This window comes from Paenibacillus sp. FSL H7-689 (genome assembly GCF_000517905.1).
Lineage (GTDB): Bacteria > Bacillota > Bacilli > Paenibacillales > Paenibacillaceae > Paenibacillus > Paenibacillus amylolyticus.
In genome coordinates, this window is sequence record NZ_ASPU01000066.1 from 85,159 (window position 1) to 109,146 (window position 23,988).

17 protein-coding genes and 2 riboswitches are annotated in these 23,988 nt (G+C 47.2%); of the genes, 12 read left to right on the forward strand and 5 right to left on the reverse strand.

What is annotated here, in order from left to right; genetic code table 11:
• Positions 1–160: 160 nt before the first annotated feature.
• From glcT to ptsP, 4 genes are all read left to right on the forward strand, one after another.
• Entirely contained in the window at positions 161–1,015 is an 855-nt protein-coding gene (gene glcT, locus C170_RS28600; RefSeq protein ID WP_036617005.1) for a glucose PTS transporter transcription antiterminator GlcT, read from the forward strand.
• Positions 1,016–1,301: 286 nt separating this feature from the next.
• Entirely contained in the window at positions 1,302–3,353 is a 2,052-nt protein-coding gene (gene ptsG, locus C170_RS28605; RefSeq protein WP_036617007.1) for a glucose-specific PTS transporter subunit IIBC, read from the forward strand.
• Positions 3,354–3,430: 77 nt separating this feature from the next.
• Positions 3,431–3,706, forward strand: coding sequence for an HPr family phosphocarrier protein (locus tag C170_RS28610; RefSeq protein WP_036617010.1), 276 nt, complete (start codon positions 3,431–3,433; stop codon positions 3,704–3,706).
• Complete coding sequence (ptsP, locus tag C170_RS28615) at positions 3,699–5,411, forward strand: phosphoenolpyruvate--protein phosphotransferase (protein WP_036617013.1); 1,713 nt, start codon at positions 3,699–3,701, stop codon at positions 5,409–5,411. Before C170_RS28610 ends, ptsP begins: the two co-directional genes overlap by 8 nt.
• A gap of 237 nt (positions 5,412–5,648) precedes the next feature.
• On the opposite strand, the gene gcvPB is transcribed toward ptsP, so the two are convergent.
• The 3 genes from gcvPB to gcvT all read right to left on the reverse strand — a co-directional run bounded on the left by gcvPB (position 5,649) and on the right by gcvT (position 9,708).
• Positions 5,649–7,088, reverse strand: a complete 1,440-nt coding sequence (gene gcvPB, locus C170_RS28620; RefSeq protein WP_036617511.1) for an aminomethyl-transferring glycine dehydrogenase subunit GcvPB — start codon at positions 7,086–7,088, stop codon at positions 5,649–5,651.
• A 131-nt stretch (positions 7,089–7,219) separates the two neighbouring features.
• Positions 7,220–8,575: an aminomethyl-transferring glycine dehydrogenase subunit GcvPA gene (gcvPA, locus tag C170_RS28625; protein ID WP_036617016.1), complete on the reverse strand. Its 1,356-nt coding sequence runs from the start codon at positions 8,573–8,575 to the stop codon at positions 7,220–7,222.
• A complete protein-coding gene (gcvT, locus tag C170_RS28630; RefSeq protein WP_036617019.1) occupies positions 8,572–9,708 on the reverse strand; it encodes a glycine cleavage system aminomethyltransferase GcvT in 1,137 nt (378 codons plus the stop codon). The genes gcvPA and gcvT overlap by 4 nt, the downstream gene beginning before the upstream one ends.
• 216 nt (positions 9,709–9,924) lie before the next feature.
• A riboswitch (glycine riboswitch) is annotated at positions 9,925–10,025 on the reverse strand.
• A gap of 3 nt (positions 10,026–10,028) precedes the next feature.
• A riboswitch (glycine riboswitch) is annotated at positions 10,029–10,151 on the reverse strand.
• A gap of 343 nt (positions 10,152–10,494) precedes the next feature.
• On the opposite strand from gcvT, the gene gcvH reads away from it, so the two are divergent.
• From gcvH to C170_RS28655, 5 genes are all read left to right on the forward strand, one after another.
• Positions 10,495–10,887, forward strand: coding sequence for a glycine cleavage system protein GcvH (gcvH, locus tag C170_RS28635; protein WP_036617023.1), 393 nt, complete (start codon positions 10,495–10,497; stop codon positions 10,885–10,887).
• A gap of 419 nt (positions 10,888–11,306) precedes the next feature.
• Positions 11,307–12,761: a PTS mannitol transporter subunit IICB gene (locus C170_RS28640; RefSeq protein ID WP_036617026.1), complete on the forward strand. Its 1,455-nt coding sequence runs from the start codon at positions 11,307–11,309 to the stop codon at positions 12,759–12,761.
• A gap of 38 nt (positions 12,762–12,799) precedes the next feature.
• Positions 12,800–14,902, forward strand: a complete 2,103-nt coding sequence (locus C170_RS28645; protein ID WP_036617027.1) for a BglG family transcription antiterminator — start codon at positions 12,800–12,802, stop codon at positions 14,900–14,902.
• On the forward strand, positions 14,899–15,333 hold the full coding sequence (locus C170_RS28650) for a PTS sugar transporter subunit IIA (RefSeq protein ID WP_017686856.1): 435 nt from the start codon (positions 14,899–14,901) through the stop codon (positions 15,331–15,333). The genes C170_RS28645 and C170_RS28650 overlap by 4 nt, the downstream gene beginning before the upstream one ends.
• Positions 15,330–16,475 (forward strand): mannitol-1-phosphate 5-dehydrogenase, encoded by a 1,146-nt coding sequence (locus tag C170_RS28655; RefSeq protein ID WP_036617030.1) that lies wholly within the window; start codon positions 15,330–15,332, stop codon positions 16,473–16,475. The genes C170_RS28650 and C170_RS28655 overlap by 4 nt, the downstream gene beginning before the upstream one ends.
• Positions 16,476–16,534: 59 nt before the next feature.
• On the opposite strand, the gene C170_RS28660 is transcribed toward C170_RS28655, so the two are convergent.
• Together C170_RS28660 and C170_RS28665 are read right to left on the reverse strand one after the other, a co-directional pair.
• Positions 16,535–16,786 carry a cysteine-rich CWC family protein gene (locus tag C170_RS28660; RefSeq protein WP_081746074.1) on the reverse strand — a complete coding sequence of 84 codons (252 nt, stop codon included), beginning with the start codon at positions 16,784–16,786 and terminating at the stop codon, positions 16,535–16,537.
• 138 nt (positions 16,787–16,924) lie between these two features.
• Complete coding sequence (locus C170_RS28665; RefSeq protein WP_036617036.1) at positions 16,925–18,928, reverse strand: endonuclease MutS2; 2,004 nt, start codon at positions 18,926–18,928, stop codon at positions 16,925–16,927.
• A gap of 527 nt (positions 18,929–19,455) precedes the next feature.
• Here C170_RS28665 and C170_RS28670 point away from each other — a divergent pair.
• The 3 genes from C170_RS28670 to C170_RS28680 all read left to right on the forward strand — a co-directional run bounded on the left by C170_RS28670 (position 19,456) and on the right by C170_RS28680 (position 23,946).
• Complete coding sequence (locus C170_RS28670; protein ID WP_162158997.1) at positions 19,456–21,792, forward strand: AraC family transcriptional regulator; 2,337 nt, start codon at positions 19,456–19,458, stop codon at positions 21,790–21,792.
• Positions 21,793–22,074: 282 nt separating this feature from the next.
• The gene (locus C170_RS28675; protein WP_017686861.1) at positions 22,075–23,028 is read left to right on the forward strand and encodes an ABC transporter permease; all 954 of its coding nucleotides are present in this window, start codon (positions 22,075–22,077) and stop codon (positions 23,026–23,028) included.
• Between the two features lie 45 nt (positions 23,029–23,073).
• Positions 23,074–23,946: a carbohydrate ABC transporter permease gene (locus tag C170_RS28680; protein ID WP_036617041.1), complete on the forward strand. Its 873-nt coding sequence runs from the start codon at positions 23,074–23,076 to the stop codon at positions 23,944–23,946.
• The last annotated feature ends 42 nt before the right edge of the window (positions 23,947–23,988 follow it).

Below are 23,988 nucleotides of genomic sequence, written 5' to 3' on the forward strand. Positions count from 1 at the left end.
ACTTCGAATCTTGCATGGTTGCTCTATTGACCTTAAGGCGAATTTTTGTTACTTTTTAAGCGAGACGTCCGGCGCGGTTTGCCCGCTCCGGGTGTCTTTTCGTTCGTAACAGGGTGTGACTTAATCACACCTAAGATGGTGTGAAAAAGAGGTGCAAACAATGAGCAACTTGCATGTAGATAAAGCGCTAAATAATAATGTAATCATTGCACAGCATCCAGAACACGGGGAAGTCGTTGTTATTGGTAAAGGCATTGGCTTTAACCGAAAACCGAGTGATCACATTCCATTGATGGCTGTGGAGAAAATGTTCATTTTGAAAAACCAGCAGGAGCAAGAGCAGTACAAACAGCTTCTTCCACAGGTGGATGAAGCACTGATCGAGATTATTAACGAAGTTATTACGTATATTGCAGAGCGTACGGACGTTCCTCTGAATGAACATATCCATATTGCATTAACCGATCACATTTCTTTCGCGTTAAAACGCAAGGAGCAGGGCATTATCATACAAAATCCATTTTTATATGAAACCCGCGAGATTTATCCTGAAGAATATCGAATGGGAGAATACGCTGTTCGTCTGATCAAAGAGAAAATGGGTGTAGATCTGGGGATGGATGAGATTGGTTTTGTTGCCCTCCATATCTATAGCGCAATGACCAATCAAAATATATCCCAGGTACGTGAGCATTCACAATTGATCACTGATTTGGTGAACCTGGTGTCTGATCAACTCGATTATTCGTTTGAAACGGAATCGCTGGATTACTCTCGTTTGCTGACGCATCTTCGTTTTGCCCTTGAGCGTGTTCGCCGTGGAGACAAAGTGGAAGAGCTTCATAAGTTGGATTCCCTACTTAAGTTAGAGTATCCCGAAATGTACTCGCTTGCATGGAAACTGACCAAAGTAATGGAGAAAAGACTGAAACTGCCGGTTTATCCTGCAGAGGTAGGTTATCTGACCATTCATCTGCAAAGGCTGAATCAGCGGAAGGAAGAAGAGAATAAGTGAGATCATTCCAGTGATGGAATGTGGAATTTATTTTTTTGGTGTAAAGGCTTGCAATAGATTAGAACTGGTGCTACAATGGTTTCCGTAATCAAGCAACTGAATAAACATAAGCGACGTGTTACTGACTCGATCAGGCATGAGTTAATTAAAGTGTGATTGTTCTTTCCTTGCACAGGGTATGCTATACCCCAAGGTTGGCACAGTTTACTTTATTAATTCATGCCTTTTTTGTGTTCCCTTGCTTGCATCACAACATATAAATTAGACGAAAGGGAGAAACGACGCGATGTTCAAAAAGCTTTTTGGTGTATTGCAAAGAGTAGGTAAAGCTCTCATGCTGCCTGTAGCCATTCTACCTGCGGCAGGTTTGCTGCTCGGAATTGGTAACATGCTGGTTAATCCAGATTTCTTGCAATATGTAACGGCGCTCGACACCCCTTGGGTGAACTCGATCGCAACAATTATGATGAACGCAGGTCAGATCGTATTTGATAATCTGGCATTGCTGTTCGCCGTCGGCGTAGCTGTCGGATTGGCTGGTGGCGAAGGCGTTGCAGGTCTTGCAGCGATCATCGGTTACCTGGTCATGAATGTTACATTAGGATCTGCAGTAGGTGTTACTCCGGCAATGATCGGTGAAGTACCGGGTTATGCCAGCATCTTGGGTATCCCAACATTAAGTACAGGCGTGTTCGGAGGTATTATCATAGGTATTGCCGCCGCGCTGTGTTACAATCGATTTTTCAAAATCGAACTGCCGTCTTACCTCGGTTTCTTTGCAGGTAAACGTTTCGTTCCGATTATCACATCGGTAGTATCCCTTGTAATCGGGTTGCTTCTGGTGATTATCTGGCCTCCGATTCAAAATGGACTGAATGCTGTATCTCACTTCATGGTAGATACAAGTCCGACCTTGTCGGCGTTCATCTTTGGAGTTGTGGAACGGTCATTGATTCCGTTCGGTTTGCATCACATTTTCTACTCCCCATTCTGGTTTGAGTTTGGTGAGTATGTGAATAAAGCCGGAGATGTTATTCGTGGGGATCAGAAGATTTTCTTCAGCCAGTTACGTGATGGCGTTGCTCTCACAGCAGGAACATTCCAAGTTGGTAAATTCCCGTTCATGATGTTCGGTTTGCCAGCAGCGGCACTTGCGATGTACCATGAAGCAAGACCGGAGCACAAAAAGTATGTTGCAGGGATCATGGGTTCAGCTGCGCTGACCTCGTTCCTGACAGGGATTACAGAGCCACTTGAGTTCTCGTTCCTGTTTGTAGCACCAATCCTGTTTGCAGTACACTGTATCTTTGCAGGTTTGTCTTTCATGACCATGCAAATTCTGGGTGTAAAGATCGGTATGACCTTCTCCGGTGGGTTCATTGACTTCCTGATCTTCGGGATTATTCCGAACCGTACACCTTGGTGGGACGTTATTATTGTCGGATTGGTTCTTGCGGTGATCTATTACTTCGGTTTCCGGTTTATCATTCGCAAATTCAATCTCAAAACACCAGGACGTGAAGATGCAACGCCTGAAACCGAATCTGGCGGAGGCTCTGGTTCAACGGATGACCTGCCACATAACATTCTCGAAGCTTTCGGTGGCAAGGAAAATATCAAACATCTGGACGCTTGTATTACTCGTTTGCGGATCGAAGTTAATGAGAAATCCAATGTGAAAAAAGATCGTTTGAAACAATTGGGTGCATCTGGTGTCCTTGAAGTGGGTAATAATGTTCAAGCCATCTTCGGAACACGTTCCGACACGATCAAATCTCAAATGCAGGATATTATTGCAGGTCGAACACCAGCACCAACGCCAGCAGCTGCCAAACCAACTCCTGAAGAGGAGAAGGCACAAGGTGAGCAGGGCGAGCGCATCGTTGCTGAGGATATCGTCATGCCAGTCAATGGTGAATTGCTGGACATTACAAACGTACCTGATCCAGTCTTTGCTGAGAAAATGACAGGTGATGGATTCGCAATTTTGCCACATGATGGTACGATAACCTCTCCTGTGTATGGTAAAGTGTTTAATGTATTTCCAAGCAAACATGCCGTGGGCATCATGTCCGATGGTGGTAAGGAAGTGCTTGTTCATATAGGTGTTAATACGGTGAAGCTGAAAGGTCAAGGCTTTAACGTACTGGTACAGGAAGGTGATCTGGTATCGGCAGGTCAGCCGATTATGGAAGTGGATCTGGAGTATGTCAAAGCAAACGCTCCTTCGATCATTTCACCAGTTATTTTCACTAACCTGCCAGAGGGCTCCACAGTAACTCTGAAGAAGAGTGGAGTGCTGAAAGTTGGCGAACAGCCAATCATTGAGATAAAATAAGAAGTGTTACGACGATGGCAAGCAAGTGTAAATATATGCAATGCCTAAACCAAACTACTGAAAGTGAGATGATTGTAATGCAACAAACATTCAGAATTACAGACGAAGATGGTATCCACGCACGTCCGGCGACAGCCCTGGTTAATACAGCAAACAAATTCAAAGGTGCAGAATCCTTTGCAGAAGCTAACGGTAAAAAAGTAACTTTGAAATCCATTCTGGGTGTTCTTTCCCTCGGATTGGAACAAGGCGACACCATCAGCATCATCGTTGAAGGCGAAGGCGAAGCTGAAGCTCTTCAAGCTTTGACTGACGTTATGGTTAACGAAGGGTTGGGCGAAATTAATGCTTAATGTCTCCGGGATCGCGGCTTCGGCGGGTATTGCTATCGCCAAGGCGTTTATCTTGGAGCATCCTGACTACTCTGTAGAAAAACGCCAAATTAACGACGTTGACGCAGAGATCGCGAAACTCGACTCAGCTCTGGGTAAATCCCAGGCTGAGCTTGAGGCGATCAAAGAGCGCACTTTACAAGAGCTTGGCGAGAAAAAAGCAGAGATTTTTGCTTCGCATTTGCTCATTTTGAATGACCCGGAACTGATTGATCCGGTTAAAGCTAGAATTGCGGATGACATGATCAATGCAGAATTTGCTTTGAACGAAACGGCATCGCAATTTATCTCCATGTTTGAGAACATGAAGAGTGCTTACCTGCAGGAACGTGCTGCAGATATGCGTGACGTTACCAAGCGTGTGCTAAATCACTTGCTTGGTATCGACTTCATGAGTCCGGCTGAGATCAATGAAGAAGTGATTGTGCTTGCGGAGGATCTAACACCTTCCGACACGGCTCAATTGAACCGCCAATTTGTTAAAGGTTTTGCAACCAACATTGGTGGACGTACTTCTCACTCGGCAATTATGGCTCGCTCTCTTGAGATTCCGGCTGTTGTTGGAACCAAGGACATCTTGGCTCAAGCGAAACAAGGCGATATGATTATTGTTGACGGTCTGGATGGTCACGTACTAGTTAACCCTACTGATGAAGTTATTGCTGAATACCGTGCCAAACAGGAACAGTATGATGCACAACGTGCAGAGTGGAGAAAACTTCGTGATGAGCCAACGGTAACGGTGGACAACGTTCATGTTGAACTTGCAGCTAACATTGGTACACCAAATGACGTAACGGGTGTTCTGGAAAACGGCGGCGAGGCTGTAGGCCTGTACCGTACCGAGTTCTTGTACATGGGCAGAGACAAGCTTCCTTCCGAAGACATTCAGTATAATGCTTACAAAGCGGTACTGGAAAAAATGGAAGGCAAACCTGTCGTTGTTCGTACACTCGACATCGGTGGAGACAAAGAGCTTCCATACCTGGATCTGCCAAAAGAAATGAATCCATTCCTCGGCTTCCGCGCAGTTCGTCTGTGTTTGGACCGTCTGGATATCTTCCGTACACAATTGCGTGCATTGCTGCGTGCAAGCGTACATGGAAACCTGCGTGTCATGTTCCCAATGATCGCAACACTCGGTGAATTCCGTGAAGCAAAAGCTGTCTTGCTCGAAGAGAAAGAGAAGCTGGTTGCTGAAGGTATTGCTGTTTCTGACAGCATCCAACTCGGAATCATGGTCGAAATTCCTTCGACTGCAGTTCTGGCGGATCAGTTTGCCAAAGAAGTGGATTTCTTCAGTATCGGAACGAACGATCTGATTCAATACACGATGGCTGCTGACCGTATGAACGAACGAGTAGCTTATCTGTATCAACCTTACAACCCAGCCATTTTGCGTTTGGTTAAAATGGTTATCGATGCAGCGCATCGTGAAGGCAAATGGGTTGGCATGTGTGGTGAGATGGCAGGAGACGAAACGGCAATTCCATTGTTGCTTGGTCTTGGATTGGATGAGTTCAGCATGAGCGCAACCTCCATTCTGCCAGCTCGTAGTCAGATCACCAAGCTGTCCCGTGCGGATATGCAGGAACTGGCTGCTAAAGCTCTGGATATGCAAACGGCTGAACAAGTCGTTGAATTGGTTCAAAGCATTAAAGCGTAATTTTGCCGGGGTTTCCTCCGGATTTGAGGTTTTTCTTTTTCCGATAATGAGCTGCATTGATGCAGCGATTTTGCCGGTATCCGCTGTTACAGCGGGTACTGGCTTTTTTTGTTGCTCGAACGTATAGGAATTAGAAGGGGAGTACGAGGAGAAAGGTCCTGTAATGTCTAGCCAAAAAAATGCTCTTACTGATGTAGTTAACATCAGCAAGAGCATGATTAGTAATACACTTAGTGCTTAACTGCAAGCGCAGTTCAGTACAGGTTTGCGAGCGGCGGTGGTTTCATCCAGACGAGTGACCGGTGTTCCGTAAGGTGCGTTGAGTACCAATTCTGGTGTCTCTTCCGCTTCTTTGGCAATCCGTATCATCGTATCAATGAAGCCATCCAGCGTTTCTTTACTTTCGGTTTCTGTCGGCTCGATCATGATGCATTCCTCCACGTTGAGCGGGAAGTACACCGTAGGCGGGTGATATCCAAAATCAAGCAATCGTTTGGCAACATCAAGTGTGCGCACACCGTATTGCTTCAAACCCCGACCAGACATGACAAATTCATGTTTACATACGCCTGGATACGGAATCTCGTAGTAAGGTGCGAGACGGGCCATCATATAATTAGCATTCAGTACCGCGCATTCAGAGACTCGGCGTAACCCTTCCGGTCCATAGGTGCGAATGTAGGCATAGGCACGTACCAGAATACCGAAGTTGCCGTAGTAGGCTTTCACCCGACCAATGGATTGATCGCCTTCACGATCGAATGCATACATACCGTCATCATTTTTGATAACCATGGGCTTAGGTAGGAACGGAACCAGGCGATTCTTCACACCAACTGGTCCGGAACCTGGTCCACCACCGCCATGAGGTGTACTCATCGTTTTGTGCAAGTTCAGATGCACCACGTCAAAGCCCATATCACCCGGACGGGTAATGCCCATAATGGCATTGGAGTTGGCTCCATCGTAGTACAACAAGCCACCAGCCTGATGTACGATGGATGCAATCTCCTGAATGTCTTTCTCGAACAAACCAAGTGTATTCGGGTTTGTCAGCATCAATGCTGCCGTATCCGAACCGACTGCTGCACGGAGTGCGTCCAGATCGACCAGTCCGTCTGCGCGGGATGGAATCGTCACAGTTTCAAATCCTGCAACGGTTGCACTTGCCGGGTTGGTACCATGCGAAGAATCGGGCACGATGACTTTGGTACGTTGTTCGCCACGACCTTCGTGGTAGGCACGAATCATCATAAGTCCAGTCCATTCTCCATGGGCACCAGCTGCTGGTTGCAAGGTCACAGCGTCCATACCTGTCAGACCTGCAAGGTCGTTTTGCAACGTATATAACAGTTCAAGTGCACCTTGAATGCTGGATTCATGCTGGTACGGATGGATTTTGGCAAAACCGTTGTAACGGGCAACATCCTCATTAATCTTTGGATTGTATTTCATCGTACAAGAGCCCAGTGGATAGAATCCGTTATCTACGCCGAAGTTGCGGCGGGACAGCGCGGTATAGTGTCGAATAACATCTACCTCAAACACTTCCGGCAGTGCTGCTGCTTCCGAACGGAGCATTTCCCGGGGAATCAACGTATCGGCAGCCTGACGAGGAACGTCACATTCTGGTAAGGAATAAGCGACACGCCCAGGACTGCTGAGTTCAAAAATCAATGATTGTTCCGGAGCAGGAGTTAAGGTCTGTGCACTAAATGTTGTATTCGTCTCAGGTTGAACCGAAGTGGAGACTGAGGTACCTGTTTCCGATTGTCCTTGTAACGATGTTGTCGTTGTCGTTTCTTGAGTCACAGCGATCCCTCCAATGCTCGTGCGAATTCGTCAATCTCTTCCTTAGTGCGCCGTTCGGTAACAGCAATCAGCATATGTCCGGCAAGCTCCGGGTAATCACGTCCGAGTTCGTAACCACCAATAAAGCCTGCATCCAGCAGTTTCAACTGAAGAGTATCCACGTTGGTTCCTTCAGGAAGCTTAATAACAAACTCATTAAATGTTGGTGCATTAAAAGTAAGGCTAACTCTAGGAATCGCAGTTAATGTATTGAGGGTGTAATGACTCTTTTGCAAATTCAGATCCGAGACATCGATCATACCCTGTTTACCCATGATGGACATATACACAGATGCGCTGAGTGCAAGCAAAGCCTGGTTGGAACAGATGTTGGATGTCGCCTTTTCGCGTCGGATGTGCTGTTCACGTGCTTGCAATGTCAGTACAAAACCACGCTTGCCATTGCGATCGGTTGTTTGGCCTACAATTCGGCCAGGAATTCGGCGCATATGAGGCTGGGATACGGCGAAATATCCGCATGTCGGGCCGCCGAGTGAAGCGGCGATGCCAAGGGGTTGCGCATCACCTACAACGATGTCGGCACCCAGCTTGCCTGGGGCTTCCAGCAGACCCAGCGATAGCGGGTTTGCACTTACAACAAGCAGGCCCTTGTGCGCATGCACGAGGTCGGCAGCCTGCTTCACATTTTCCACGGCACCAAAGAAGTTCGGACTCTGGATCATGACAGCAGCGGTATCGTCTGATATGGCGGTTTGCAGGGCATCCCAGTCAGTGACGCCATCCTTATAACCAATCTCAACAATCTCCAGACGGAGTCCGTGCGCATATGCCTGCAATACCTGACGGGCTTCCGGATGAACGGTACGGGATACGATGAGCTGTTTGCGACGAGTTGCCGCTGCGGCCAGATTACCGGCTTCCGCAAAAGCTGTTGCACCGTCATACATACTGGCATTGGCTACAGCCATACCGGTTAATTCACAGATGTAGGATTGAAATTCGAAAATGGCCTGTAGTTCACCTTGGCTGATCTCAGGCTGATAAGGTGTGTAGGCAGTGTAGAACTCGGAACGGGAAATGACATGATTGATGACGGAAGGAACATGATGATCGTATATGCCTGCGCCGAGGAAGCTGGCGTGTGTTTCGAAATTGGCGTTGGCGCCGGCTTGTTTGGACATGTGACGTGTCAGCGCATATTCATCGAGTTTGGAGGATACAGGTAGCTCGCCCTGATAACGAATCTCTTTTGGAATGTCCTGAAACAGATCTTCCAGCGTATCCACACCGATGGTTGCGAGCATGGCGCTCTGATCTTGTTCAGTCATGGGAATGTAACGGTGCTTGCTCATGCTTGATCAGCTCCTTGAGTAGGTGTCTTCGACGTACGTGTCCGTTTATGAAAAGGGGTCTTCACGACCTCGGCTTTTAGTTTCTTGCCGCGGATCTCAATCTCAAGCGGGGTTCCCAGCGCAGCGTATTTGCTGTCGATGAGGGCAAGCCCCAGATTACGCTTCAATGTAGGTGATTGCGTGCCTGTTGTCACTTCACCAATCTGTACGCCTTCGGCGTAAATCGGATAGTGGGGGCGGGGAATACCGCGCTCCAACACTTCGATGCCGACCAGTTTGCGGGCGGGCCCGTCAGTTTTTTGCTGTAACAAGGCTTCGTGTCCGATAAAAGGTCCGGCATTCAGCTTCACAAACATGCCAACGCCAGCTTCAAGCGGAGAGATAGTTGCCGACAATTCCTGTCCATACAGAGGGAGCTTTGCTTCAAAGCGCAGTGTATCCCGAGCACCGAGGCCTGTCGGTACAAGTCCGTGACCTTCACCGGCTTGCATTAATCCATTCCAGACCACAGCAGCCTGGTCCGCAGGAACATATAGTTCAAAGCCATCTTCACCGGTATATCCGGTACGGGACAACAGTAATTTTACTCCACATACTTCAGCATCCTGCACAAAACGAAACGGTTCAATCGAGCTTACATCCGTATCTGTAACTTTCCCGATAATATCTACAGCCAGTGGACCTTGCAAGGCGAGCAGCGCCGTTTGCTCCGAATCGTTGGTCATACTTACGCCGGGGATCAAGTGCTCTTGCAGCCACGCCCAATCCTTGTCGATGTTGGAGGCGTTAACCACAAGCATATAATGCTGATCTTCCAGCTTATACACGAGCAGATCATCCACCACACCGCCATCTGGATAACACATCAGGGTGTACTGGGCTTGACCGGGAACTAGCGTGGTCACGTCATTGGTCATCATTTGTTGCAAAAAAACTTCAGCCTGCTCACCCTGTACCGTGAATTCGCCCATATGGGATACATCGAACAGTCCCGCGCGCTCGCGTACCGCTTCATGTTCTTTCTGGATTCCGCTAAATTGTACCGGAAGCTCCCAGCCTCCAAAATCAATGCACCGTACGCCTTCATATTGCTGATATAGTGGGAAGAGTGGTGTTCTAAGCAAATCAGACATCAAATCACCTCGTCATGGGCCGTCAGCCGGCCGGATATACAATCGTGGATCAATGAACCAGAGTATTTTTAAATTTTCAGCTAGATATTTTCATCATATAAGTATGGTAAGGCAGCTATGGCAGCGCCATTCTACATCCTGTTTTTCGTTTTTTGGGAAAAAGGAAAAGGACAGGCCAAAGAATCGGCATGCCAAGTAGCACGCTGTATTCTAAGGCTCTGTCCCTTGTACCTGAGAGTTACCCCGCTACGTTGTGCAGCAGGTTTCCCCTTGGGTGATCATAACGCCCGCACAGGGCGAATAGATGCTCTCCAGAGTTGCGTCCCGTAAAAGTCCTTTTGCCTGAGAGATTCACCCCCGCTTATCGGTGGTTTACTCCTTCGGCGTTACCTCATGTACATCCCGAATCGGGTGTCACGGGTAATCTCTCCCTTTACATTCATCCGCGGGTATAACATAGTCCAATAAACACATTTACTCCTCTCATTAAAACGTGAATCCACTACTGATGTCAAGAACGATATCATTGATAATAATTTAAAACCGAATATTTAATTTATTTTTTATTTTATTGTTCGTGTATTTAAAAAGACTACGCTTACTATTCTAATATTCACCAGTATATGAAGAAAGAGTGTAATCCGGTTACAGGATTTAGAGGTGTTCAGCAAATAAATTGTGAGGTATCTTGACATTTGATTCATAAATATCATACGCTATGTTCTGGGAAAAAGGTTAAGGTCAAAGAACGCATGTACTCATTAATGAAAAGCGAGGCGGATATCGATGAGCGAATTGAAAAGTGATTTCCTGTACAGTGAAGAGCACGAATGGGTGCAAACCGTAGGGGAGGATACTGTACGTATTGGCATTACCGAGTTCGCGCAGCATCAGCTGGGTGACATTGTGTTTGTGGAATTGCCTGACCTTGAAACCAATGTAAAAGCAGAGGACAGCATTGGAACGATCGAATCGGTCAAAACGGTTTCGGACTTGTTCTCTCCCGTCACAGGTTCAATTATTGCAGTGAATGATTCGTTGCAGGACTTCCCTGAACTTGTGAACAGCTCTCCTTACGAGGAAGGCTGGATGATTGAGATCCGTGTTGAGGGAGATCTGACAGCAGCATTGTCTACATTGATGAATGCAGACGCGTATCGGAAACATACGGAAGAATAGTATCAACGAACTTGTACTTATTAACATATATTTTATAATTAAATGATATGAGCTTCATATTGTTTCGACCTGTGTGAGCCGGATGCTTGCACAGGTTTTTTGTGCTTTCCAAGAATGGTTTTGAATGTGGATTGAAGCAGATTGTGGATGTAAATCACCTGATTGGACCAAGCTATAGGTTGGAAAATGATTCTGGAAATGACAAAAGTCATAGGCAAGAAAATCCTTGTGTACCAATAGGTTCAGCCATTATGCATCCATTAAAACGATTACATAACCTAATGTTGTCATCATTGTTCATGACGAAAGTACGCTTTCATTTCATTGAACAGGAGAGCATTCTCGCTTAGGATTACAGCAGGGGAGAAATGATACCCCTTTCATAAATCATAATCACTTGATCCAAGGAGGATAATACAATGAGTAATTTGGACCAATCGTCCAATTCCAAAGGTGGGCTACGGGTTGGTGTTCAGCGTTTTGGCCGATTCCTGAGTGGTATGGTCATGCCAAATATGGGAGCGTTCATCGCCTGGGGATTAATTACGGCTCTGTTCATTCCAACAGGCTGGTTCCCTAACGAGACGCTTGCACAGCTAGTTGATCCGATGATCAAATATTTGCTGCCACTGTTAATTGGTTACACCGGAGGTACGATGGTGCATGGTCAGCGTGGTGGTGTCGTGGGTGCCATTATGACCATCGGGGTCATCGTGGGTAGTGATATCCCGATGTTCCTAGGTGCCATGATTGCCGGACCACTGGCAGCATGGATCATTAAAAAGTTCGATAAATCCATTGAAGGTAAAGTTAAAGCCGGATTTGAAATGCTGGTTAACAACTTCTCAGCTGGTATTATTGGCGGGATCTTGGGGATTTTTGCGCTACTGGGCATCGGGCCTGCTGTAGAAGCGATTAGCAAAGTATTATCTGCCGGTGTACAGGGCTTAATGAATCTTGGTTTGCTGCCGCTGGTCAACCTAATCATTGAACCAGGTAAAGTATTGTTCCTGAACAATGCAATCAACCACGGGATTCTTACACCAATTGCAACAGATCAAGCGAGAGAATTAGGGAAATCCGTATTATACATGCTTGAATCAAACCCGGGTCCGGGACTTGGTATCTTACTTGCTTACTGTTTCTTCGGACGCGGAATGGCCAAATCTTCTGCACCGGGTGCCGTAATCATTCATTTCTTCGGGGGCATTCATGAGATCTACTTCCCTTACATTCTGATGAGACCGATTCTGATTCTTGCCGCAATTGCGGGTGGCGTCGCAGGTACATTAACATTCATGCTCACCGGAGCAGGACTTGTTTCAGCACCATCACCGGGTAGTATTATCGCGTATTTCTTCTTAACACCAAAAGGTGGATACCTGCCGATGTTCGCAGGGGTGCTTGTAGCAGCCGTCGTTTCTTTCCTGGTTGCAGCAGTGTTGCTGAAAACGGGTAAACAAAAGGACGAAGATCTGGAGTCCGCATCCAGTCGGATGAAAGACATGAAGAGTCAAGGAACCGTGCCAAACGCTGGTATTACGGCTAATCAACGTGAAGCAGACAGAGCCGCAGATATGGCTTCTTCTACAGTCAAAACAGACGTGAAGAAAATTGTCTTCTCCTGTGATGCAGGCATGGGGTCAAGTGCCATGGGTGCTTCCATTCTACGCAAGAAGATGAAGGCAGAGGGGATTGACGTTACGGTGACCAATACGGCTATCAGTGATATCCCGCCGGATGCAGACGTGGTGATCACACAACAAGTATTGACCGATCGTGCCCGCTCCGTTGCACCGAATGCAGAACATATATCCATCGACAACTTCCTAAAAAGCCCGGAATACGATGCGCTCGTTGAACGTCTAAAGTAATTGCACGCATTTGTTTTCCCTGAGCCGGAGGCTGAGATATGAGTATTACCAAAAGACAACGTGAAATCGTGGAGTTCTTGCTAGAGCATCCACATGAAGTAACAGCCGGCGAAATCGCCGTTGAAGTAAAGGTCAGTACCCGAACGGTTCACCGGGAGCTGCAAATGATTGAACAATGGCTTGAACCTTTGGGTATGAAGCTGGAAAAAAAATCAGGAACCGGTATCCGAATCGATGCCGGTTCCGATGATCTGGCTGTATTGCGCCAGCAACTAGAGGGTAAAGAATATGTAGAGTTTACGCCAGAAGAGCGTAAGCTCTTCATGCTTTGCATCCTGCTGGATGAACCGGAGCCTGTAAAGTTACTCGCCTTGGCTTCGGATCTGAAAGTGACCGTATCCACCGTAACCACTGATCTGGACGATCTGGAGTCACGAATTCGTCAGGCGGGACTAAAGCTGGTTCGCAGACGAGGATATGGCGTCAAGATTAACGGAAGTGAGACGATTCATCGCACAGCCATAGCTGCACTTGCTCTGGAATTTCTGGATGAGTCCGACCTGTTCGGAAGACAGCCAGAACAGGGAGGCTCCATCGTAAACCAAAAATTGTTGGATATGATTGGACACGGTGATGTGCTTACGGTCGAAAATGCATTATGGCAACCAGACATCGAATGGCTGGAGAACATCCCGGAACGCCAATACATGAAGTTGCTGATTCAATTATCCGTAGCGGTTGTACGTATTCGTAAAGGCTCTGGCATTGGCCGTATACCTCCCCTGGAGAACAATGGAGATGAAGTCGCAGAGCAGGATGAGATGAAGGTTCCACCTTATATGGCTTCCCGCTTGTGTGGTGTGTTATCGACCCAGCTGGGGCTGACATTCTCCCAAGATGAGCAAGCTTATTTTCACAGACTATTAGTTGAGACAGAGCAGCGGATTCATTCTTCGCGGCTGTTGCCAATAGACGATTTGATTTTACTGGACAGGGTACATTCACTGATTGATCAGATGCAGGCGAGAACGCATTACGCCTTTCATGAGGATCGTTTGCTTCGTGAAGGTCTGCTTGGTCATATGCAACCTGTCATGGAGCGAATTGAAGGACAACAGATGATTCGTAACCCGCTACTGCAGCAGATTCGCAAGGATTATGATTCCCTCTTCGAAGAGGTCAAACAATCCGTGCATCAAGCTTGGCCAGGTACAGACGTTCCGGATGAAGAAATTGGTTTCCTGGTCATGCATTTTGGGGCTTCCATCGAGAGGTTACGTGCATTGAAACGGGAGATCAGGGCGATCATCGTGTGTACAAGCGGAATCGGCTCATCACGTATGCTCTCCAGCCGACTGTCCAAGGAGATTCCCGAGATTCGGATCATGGATAGCGTGTCCTGGTATGAAGCTGCCCGGATGCCTACAGATCAATATGATCTGGTGTTATCCACTGTTGATCTGCCGATGGATGAGCATCAGTATTACAAAGTGAGTCCACTGCTTACGGCAGAAGAGAGCGAACGTCTGCGTCATTTTATCCGAACAACAACATTACAACGACAGCATAATAAACCCCGTGAAGCCGAGGTTCAGACGACAAGTCGTTACTCGGACCCGGATGGAATGGAAGCTATTTTAGTTGAAATCGTCCGAATTATTGGCAAGTTTCAGGTGTATCCGTTGGATAACCAAGATATCGGTTTCTATAAAACCGTATATGCGATGTGCAACGTACTCCATGGATCTGGTGTGTTGAAGGAACCGGGGGAGATCGCAAAACGGTTGGAGGCACGTGAGGCAGTGGGGAGTCAGAAGATTCCCGGCACAAGACTTGCGCTGTTTCATACACGCAGTGAGGGGATCTACAGGCCGTCCATTAGCTTGTTTCAGCTCACTGAGCCACTCCTTCGTACGCCGGATGATCCGGCAGGAGTTACCCATGTCCTCTTGATGCTCGGTCCCAGAGAATTATCCAAGGAAAGCCTGGAGGTTCTCAGTGAGATCAGCGCACTGTTATTACAGGAGGAAATGATTACATTGCTGGAAAAGGGTATCAGGGATGAACTCATTCATTACCTGTCCCAGGAACTTGTTGGATTTTATCGCAGTAAAACCGAAATTGGAGGTCAACCATTATGAGTATGTTAACAACAGATAAAGTCATCATGAATGCGACGGCTCAGGACAAATACGAAGCGATTCGTATGGCAGGACAGATTCTAAAGGATGCGGGACATATTACCGCTGATTACATTGAGAAGATGATTGAACGTGAAGAGATTGTCTCGACCTATGTAGGGAACGGTCTGGCTATTCCGCACGGTACAAAGGAATCCAAAGCTTTCATTTTATCGACAGGTATCTCTGTCATTCAGTATCCACAGGGTGTTGATTTTGGCGAAGAAAAAGCCTATATGGTCATTGGTATCGCGGCTCAAGGCGGGGAACATATGGAGATCTTGACTAGCATCGCGGTGATCTGTGCTGAGGATGAGAATATGGAGGCCCTGCGTCTGGCGAAAACAGCCGAAGAAGTTATTGCTATTCTGGAAAGTGAAATGGAGCTATGAAGGCCTTACACTTTGGCGCAGGTAACATAGGACGTGGGTTTATCGGATTGATTCTCTCCCGTGCAGGGTATGAGGTGATTTTCTCTGACGTGAATCAGACCTTGGTAACAGCTCTCCAGCAACGGGGGCAGTATACGGTGGAACTGGCCAACGAGAGCAAGGATCAGGAGACCGTCACAGGTGTAAATGCAATCAATGGAACCCAGCTGGAGACGGTTGCCCAAACCGTGGTGGAAGCTGATCTGATTACAACGGCGGTGGGCGTAGGCGTGCTGAAACATATTGCACCAGGTATTGCAAAGGGACTTGAGAAAAGGTTGAATTCGGGTCCGGCACAAAACCCGCTTCACATTATCGCTTGCGAGAACGCCATTGGAGCCAGTAGGCAATTGAAAGAGCATGTATATGCTCTGCTTAATGAAGAGGTACGTTCTCTTGCAGATCAGTATGTCTATTTTCCAGACTCGGCCGTAGACCGAATTGTGCCTATTCAGCATCATGAAGATCCGTTGCATGTACAGGTGGAGCCTTTTTACGAGTGGGTGGTGGATCGTTCCCAGATGGCTCCTGCATTCAAACCGGTTGAAGGCATTGTATATGTCGATGATCTGGAGCCGTATATCGAACGGAAGCTGTTCACGGTTAATACAGGACACTGCGTTGCAGCATATATCGGTAATGTGCACGGGTATGACACGATTCAGAAGGCTATTGCCGACGAGAAGGTGAAATCGATTGTATACGGTGCTTTGCAGGAAACTGGAAAAGTTCTAGTGAAGCGTTTTGCATTCAACCCGGAAGAACATGAGCAGTATATTGTCAAAATATTGGGACGGTTTGTCAACCCGTATCTTACCGATGAGGTTACTCGTGTTGGTCGTTCCCCGCTGCGCAAGTTGTCTCCAAATGATCGTCTGGTTCGTCCGGCCCTTCAGGCCTATGCGGATGGAAGCGAAACAACTTATCTGGCTATGGGCATGGCAGCAGCCTGCAAGTTCGATGTCTCCGATGATCCGGAAGCAGTTGAACTACAGAACATGATCCGCCAGAAGGGGATTACAGCTGCGCTCCACCATTATACGTCCATGGATGAGCATCATCCGGTGCTTGAACAGGCTGTTGCCCAGTATAACCAAATGTAAGAGTAGTGTTAGCCAGCTAATAGTATAGATGAGACATAATGAAGAAGAGCCATACAGTGTTAACTGTGTGGCTCTTCTTTTGGTTGGCGTTTATCGGCATAGTCGTCCAAACAGCGTTGACATATGCACGATTTTCGGCGCTGCTCTGCGGGAATGCGGTCGAATACACCTTCGGGGAAAGTAGCCCGGTTACACCAGCATTCCGAATGTGGATGTCCTGCGGCATAGGAACAGCGATTAGCTTCCCCGCATAATGGGCAGACAAGAACATCGATATTGCTGCGCTCTTGGTTGTCTTGTTCTGCAGACATTGGGTTCTTCCCTCCCTGTGAATAGCTACGAGCTGAAGTTAAACATACTGGTCCCAGTATAACAGAAATACGCCGGTGATTATGGATTTCACTGTGTATATATGACTTCCAGTTCACCACATCTGTTTCTCCCATCGGCTATTCTTCAGGAGGTAATTCGATTTGGAGGCCTTCCACATGTTTGCGTCCCATCAATTTACGTTTCTTTCGATTTTCCTTTGTTTCTAGCACAATGTCCAAGTCATAATCGTCAGCTGGATAAAGCTCATTGGCAGATATATGCAGGGTCAGGCGTTTCTTATGGATTTTGACTTTGCGTCCCCGCAGCATGACCCCGATATTTCCACGGCTATCCTCCACATCACAGACGATGCCCGACTGATTGAGATAGGCCGCATACACCCGATCCCCTTTGCGAAAATTTTTGGCAGGAGCAGGGGTATCTGACTCTCTGGGTGTTGTTTTTTTGTGGAGACCGATTGAATCCTTTGACTGTTTCGACTGGTTCTTCCTGGATAACTCTGCTGGGCTGACTGATTCTGCAACGGAACGATCAGGCGTCAGGGCCGGAGTTTCCAAAGGAGGTGACGTGAACACGAATGTACGATCTCTTGAAATACTTTGATCTGACAGGGACTTGGATCGCTCGATAATTCGCTGTGGCATGCCTAGCTTCAATGCGATGGAATAGGCGTAACTTTCACCAGCTTCTCCGATACGCAATCGATACAGCGGCTGGAGAGAAACGGTGTCAAATTCCATACGGGCATTTTCGAATCCTGGCGTGGCAGCTGCAAAATGTTTGATTTCACCAAAATGTGTTGTCGCCACAACGGTTGCTCCGCGGCTGTGAAGTTCCTCCAGCATGGCGATGGACAGTCCAACACCTTCACCGGGATCTGTGCCGGAAGCCATCTCATCAATGAGCACCAGAGTCGACGTATTGGCCTGTTCCAGTATGCCAATCATATTGCGAATATGTGCAGAGAATGTACTGAGTGCTTGTTCCAAACTCTGCCCGTCACCAATATCAACCGCTACCTCGTTATAAACAGCCATCTCGCCACCTTCCTCTACCGGAATAAGCAAACCGGATTGCATCATCAGGGTTAACAAACCAAGTGTTTTGAGCGCGACCGTTTTACCACCGGTATTCGGGCCCGTAATAATGAGCGACGAGTATGTTCTGCCGATGGCAAAATCAAGGGGAACCATGGAAGAACCCATGAACGGATGACGTGCACGTTGAAGGCTGATTTGGCCTTGTGTATTGACTCGAACGGTACGCCCATCCATGGTGGCCGCATATTTGGCTTTGGCAAACAGGAAGTCCAATACACCTACCGTTTCGGTGTTCAGAGCGATTTCACGGTTATACGATTCGGCCAGGGAGGTTAAATCACCGAGAATTCTCATCTCCTCTCGGGACTCCTCGGCTTGTAGAGCAGCCAATTCCATCTGCAGACTTACTAATTCAACGGGTTCAATATACACGGTTTGCCCGCTCCCCGATTCATCCAGCACACTGCCTTTCACCTGTTTGCGAAACTCTTTCTTAATGGGCAGCACCGTTCTTCCTCCCCGTTGGCTGATGACATGTTCCTGCATAATGGAGCGATGTTTACTCACCAGAGAATCAAGTTTTCGTTTCATGCGTTCCGCATTCACCGTTATTTTTTTACGAATACGAATCAGTTCCTTGCTCGCCTGATCCTGAATGCGTCCACTATGGATGCAGCGCTCAATCTCACTCAGCAAAGGTTCGATTAGAATCATGGATGCTGCATAACGACTGACAGTGGGAGCGGCCCCGGATTTGCCCTCCATGTATTTCATAAGTTGTGCACAGCTCCGCAGGAACTGAGCGAGATGACTGAAGTCGCGTTCACTGAATAGATAACCGGTGCCAAGCAGATCCATAATGGTTTCCATTCCGTCGAGTGAAGGGAGGGGGATACTGGCCCCGAAGCGAATCAATGCAGCAGCTTCTGCTGTTTCTTCCAGGAGAATCTCGATCAGGTGAGCATCTACCATCGGTTTTAGTTCTCTCGCATAACGTTTGCCCAGATAAGACAGGGCGCAGTCTGCAACATTTTTTTGAATTTGTGGATAGCCCAAACTGTTTAATGTGTTCTCATTCATGCGTAATCTCTCCTTGAATTTGAATTGGGATTTCAGTTGACGCGCTGAAACATATTCCTGGAAAACGCAAAAAGGGCGGAGAATGAACAAACGTCATTCTCCGCCCTAAACGTATGGGAAAGCAAAGTCCACTACAGGTCTATATTAAAAAATCCGCGCTGAACTCAGCGCGGAAATAGACCCGGACAATGACAATCCCGGAGGCGATTTATGATATCCGCTGTTCTTAACTAAGTACAGGGATCTGGCGCATCATGAAATACACGTATGCCATATGGGCACAAGCGCAATGAAAGGCCAAACTCCTGAATATGAAACTTGGTTAGTTAAGAACATTCACCGACATTAAAAATCTCTCCTTTGATTGAGGAATATGCAACCAATATAAACTGGAAATTGGTTTGAAGTCAACCTTTAGAATAAATGAGTGGACTTGAATAAGAATGGGTTTTAAAATAACAATAGTAAAATAATCCAATGAAAGCGATTTATTTTAATAAACATACGTATAAAGGAGGATGCTCTTCTTGCCGAAGTATTTACTGCGTTTGCTCTGTTTTACCCTGATCCTCGGAGCCCTTCCGGTCATTGTTATTGGTTCGGTCTCGTATACGATTGCATCACGTGACATTGAACAGAAAGTGCGTGAGAGCAATCTTCAGATATTGCATCAGACCCAAATGAGGGTGGAACAAGTTCTGCGCAGCCTGCAATTATCCTCCATCCAGTATGTTAATTCGCCCTTGGTACTACAAGCGATGAAGAAACCACTAGACAGCAGCGAGTTTCAGGAGATTCGTGATCTGACCTCCGGTTTTAACAACTTGCAAGCGGTTACGAACATTGACCAAGCCTATCTGGTTAATCTGGATGAAGATTGGGTCGTTTCGATGCGTTCTTTTGGCAAATTGGATGATTTCAGCATTCGAGACCGAATTGGCTCCTACCTAAGTTATACGAACAGCCTGTTCTGGGTCACTCAGAATGCCAATTCAGCCAAAGAAAGTGTACCTGTGTCAGCAGGTATGGGTGAACTAACACCCGAACAGGCACCTGCTCTTATATCATCGGATAATGTGGTCAGTATGGTATTCAAAATCCCGATGATACCAACCAATGTGAAACCAAAGGGATTTCTTGTAATTGATATCGCCGATACGGAACTGAGTACATACTTGAGCCGAAATACGAATTCTGGAGATATGTACGTTCTGGATCGGGAGCAGAAGTATTTTCTGAACGATATGCAGCAAGGCGGGAAATATGACGGGCTGAATAAGGAAATTCAGGAAATGGTGCAAACGACGGGCCAGCCAGAGGGTTTCTTCAGTGCGGAGGTGGAAGGTAATCAAGTGGCGGTTAGCTATAGGCAATCTCCGCTCAATGGCTGGTTATACGTGTCCGTTGTATCTCTTGGACAGATTACGGCCCAGTCACAGAAAATTGCATTGGTTACCGGTATCGCTACACTGGTCATGTTATGTGTAACGGGATTGTTCGCCATATACGGCAGTCGGCGGATGTACTCCCCGATCTCAAGACTGCTGCAATTTACGAAGGGGTTGGATTCCCCAGTTGCTCCGTCAGGACGTCGTCAGGATGAATTTATCTATATTGAGGAGCAATTGTCAACCTTGTTCAGTTCGGAGAAAACGATGCGTGAGCAGATGAAGGGGCAGCACGTGCACCTCCAGGAGTTTTTTATGACCAAACTGCTGACAGGTAAAATCTCGGAAGAAGATTTCAGATATCAGGGAGAATTGTACGATTTCCCGACAGGGTGGGCGAGTCTTGGTGTACTCATGCTCCAGATCGATACCTTGGAAGGGACCCGATATGAGGAACAGGATCGCGATCTGCTGCTGTTTGCTGTCAATAATATGGTAGGTGAGCTACTCCCTTCGGCAGTTCGGTTCACTCCGGTCATGCTGGATGATGCTCAGGTCACCGTTCTTGCCTCCGAACTCACGGATGAGGTGAAACTGAAGGAATGGATGCATACTCAGGCAGACTGGATTCGCGAACGTGTCGTGACCTACCTGAATCTGCCCGTAAGTATTGGCATCAGTCGTTCTTACGCTTGTATCGGAGATACGCCAAGAGCGGTTCAAGAGAGCCGAGAGGCTCTGCAGGGCCGGGTCAGTCTGGGCAGCCGTATTATTTTGCATTACGAGGATATTCAGCCACGTGGTCAGATGGAGGCCGCGTTGTATACCCAGTTACGTATGATCGAGGATCAGCTTGCGTCTGCGCTCAAGCAAGGAGATGAGGAGAAGACGGACGCCTACTTTAAGCAATATTTGGGGCTGCTTGCAGACAAAAAGCTTCATTTCAGTGAATACCCCGTCATTATGGTTCAGTTATTGTCTCGTGTATATCAGCTTGTGCAGGAGCAGGGCGGGGATGTAGCTGAAGTACTGGGTGAAAAAGCATCGATGTCACATTTGCTGAAGTTGTCCACATTGGACGAAATGACCAATTGGTTCCGCAAGCGGCTGTTCTTGCCCGTCATCCGTTTCTGGCGAGAGCAGGAAGAGTCCCAATACATGAATATTGCGAGACGTATGATTCGTTTGATTGAGGAACGTTATGATCGTGAATTATCGCTGGAAGCCTGTGCCGCTGAGCTTAATTTTCACCCTGTTTACCTAAGTCGGGTATTCAAGAAGGAAGCAGGAGTCAATTTTACGGAATATCTCGCAGAGTATCGTATGGAAAAAGCAAAGACATGGCTGCAAACAACAAATCTTAAAATATCGGAGATTGCCGAGAAATTAAACTATACCAACCCAACCGCATTTATCCGTACATTTCGCAAAATCACAGGAACCACCCCCGGCAAGTACCGGGAGCAGCAGCGATAAAACAAACCTGCTCTGCCCGCCATGGCAGGCAGGCTTTTTTATATTTGGATGAAGGAAGAAGACCACTTTTCTCCATGAAGTTAAGACAGGAATATAGAGGTTGAAAGCAGTTCATTGCGCCTTTGAACTCTGTGAGGGAAATGAGCTAAACCGTTGCTACATAAGGAAAAAAAAAAGGCTAAAACGAGACGATAGCCAGTCATTCGTTTATCCTCCACAATGAAGACATGAATTCAGGAAGTGATATTTTGTAATCGTTTCCAATGTGGGGAGGAAGACAATATGAAAGCCGAAACGGCGGCTCGAACACGGCCCGCTACCCGCAGTGACAAAAACCTGCTGTGGAGGGACATTATCAAAAACCGGTGGCTGTATATCATGTTAATACCGGGTGTGCTTTACTTTGTTATTTTCAAATACATACCCATGTATGGCATCACGATGGCTTTTCAGGATTACACGCCTTACAAGGGCATCTTGGGAAGTGACTGGGTAGGGTTCAAACATTTCCAGCGTTTCTTCGGAGAACCGCAGTTCTGGACATTATTTCGAAATACGTTTTTACTTGCCATTTATAACATTGTGTTCTTTTTCCCACTGCCGATTGTACTGGCACTCATGATGAATGAAGTTCGCCGTGAACGCTTCAAACGATTTGTACAAACTCTTGTTTATGTTCCACACTTTGTTTCCTGGGTTGTTGTTGTCGGTGTGTTCTACATGCTGTTCACAACTGAGGGTGGTGCGATTAATGAATTGCTCTATAACCTGACGGGCCAAAAAGTGGCGTTCCTGCTTGAACCCGGATGGTTCCGAACGATGATTGTCGGACAATCCATCTGGAAAGAAGTTGGTTGGGGCACAATTATCTTCCTGGCGGCGCTCTCCGGTGTGGATACACAGCTCTATGAAGCTGCACGGATTGATGGTGCCAATCGGTGGCGCCAAACCTGGCACATTACGTTGCCGGCCATTCGCAGTACCATCGTCATTTTGCTCATTCTGCGTCTGGGCAATTTCCTGGATACAGGTTTTGAACAGATCTTCCTGATGCTAACTCCGACAAACCGGGATGTGGGCGAGGTATTTGATACCTACGTGTACACGAAGGGTCTTACCCAGGCACAGTACAGTTATAGTGCTGCTGTCGGGTTGTTCAAATCGGTTGTCGGGCTGGCGCTTGTTCTTGGTGCCAATACGCTGGCCAAAAAATTCGGGGAGGAAGGCGTCTACTAACCCTCGGGAGTAGACGTTCTTCACCAGACAGGAGTGAACATTAAAATGCAACAGGATAAAACGTGGGGCAACCGGATCTTTGATTTTCTCAATCACGGCTTGCTGCTGTTGATTGGAATCGTGACGGTCATCCCGTTCATTTATATTTTGGCTGTCTCATTTACCAGTCCGCATGAAGTGGCTAAGGGAGGATTCATTCTTTTTCCAAAAGAGTTCTCTCTGGCTGCGTACCGTTACATTTTCTCTACAGATACCTTGATTCGCAGTCTGGGCGTATCGGTCTATATTACCGTGATCGGTACCTTTATTAACCTGCTGTTTACGTCACTTATGGCATATCCGCTCTCCAGAAGATATCTGCGTGGACGCCAGCCCATATTGCTCGGTGTATTGTTCACGATGCTCTTCAGTGGCGGAATGATTCCAACATACTTTGTCGTGAAATCCTTGCACCTGACGGATACGTTATGGTCACTGATGCTGCCTACTGCTATTAGTGCATTTAACTTGATCGTACTCAAAAACTTCTTCCAGGCCATTCCCGACGAGCTGGAGGATGCAGCCAAAATTGATGGATGTAACGATGTCAGCGTATTGTTCCGGATTGTACTGCCGTTGTCCATGCCAGCCATGGCGACATTTTCACTCTTTTACGCGGTGGCCCACTGGAACAGTTTCTTCAGCGCTGTTATCTATATCAATGATAGTGAGAAGTGGCCTGTCCAAGTCTGGCTGCGTGAGATTGTCATTCTGGCACAGAGCCGAATCGGAGACACAAGTATCGAAGAGACCGAGATCCAGCCGCTTACCATTCGCATGGCCGTTATCGTGTTCTCCACGATCCCGATTATGCTGGTATACCCATTCCTGCAAAAGCACTTTGCAAAAGGCGTGATGCTGGGTTCGGTGAAAGGTTGAGTCGGCACATGGTTCGAAGTCAGTTCAGTATGACTGCATAAA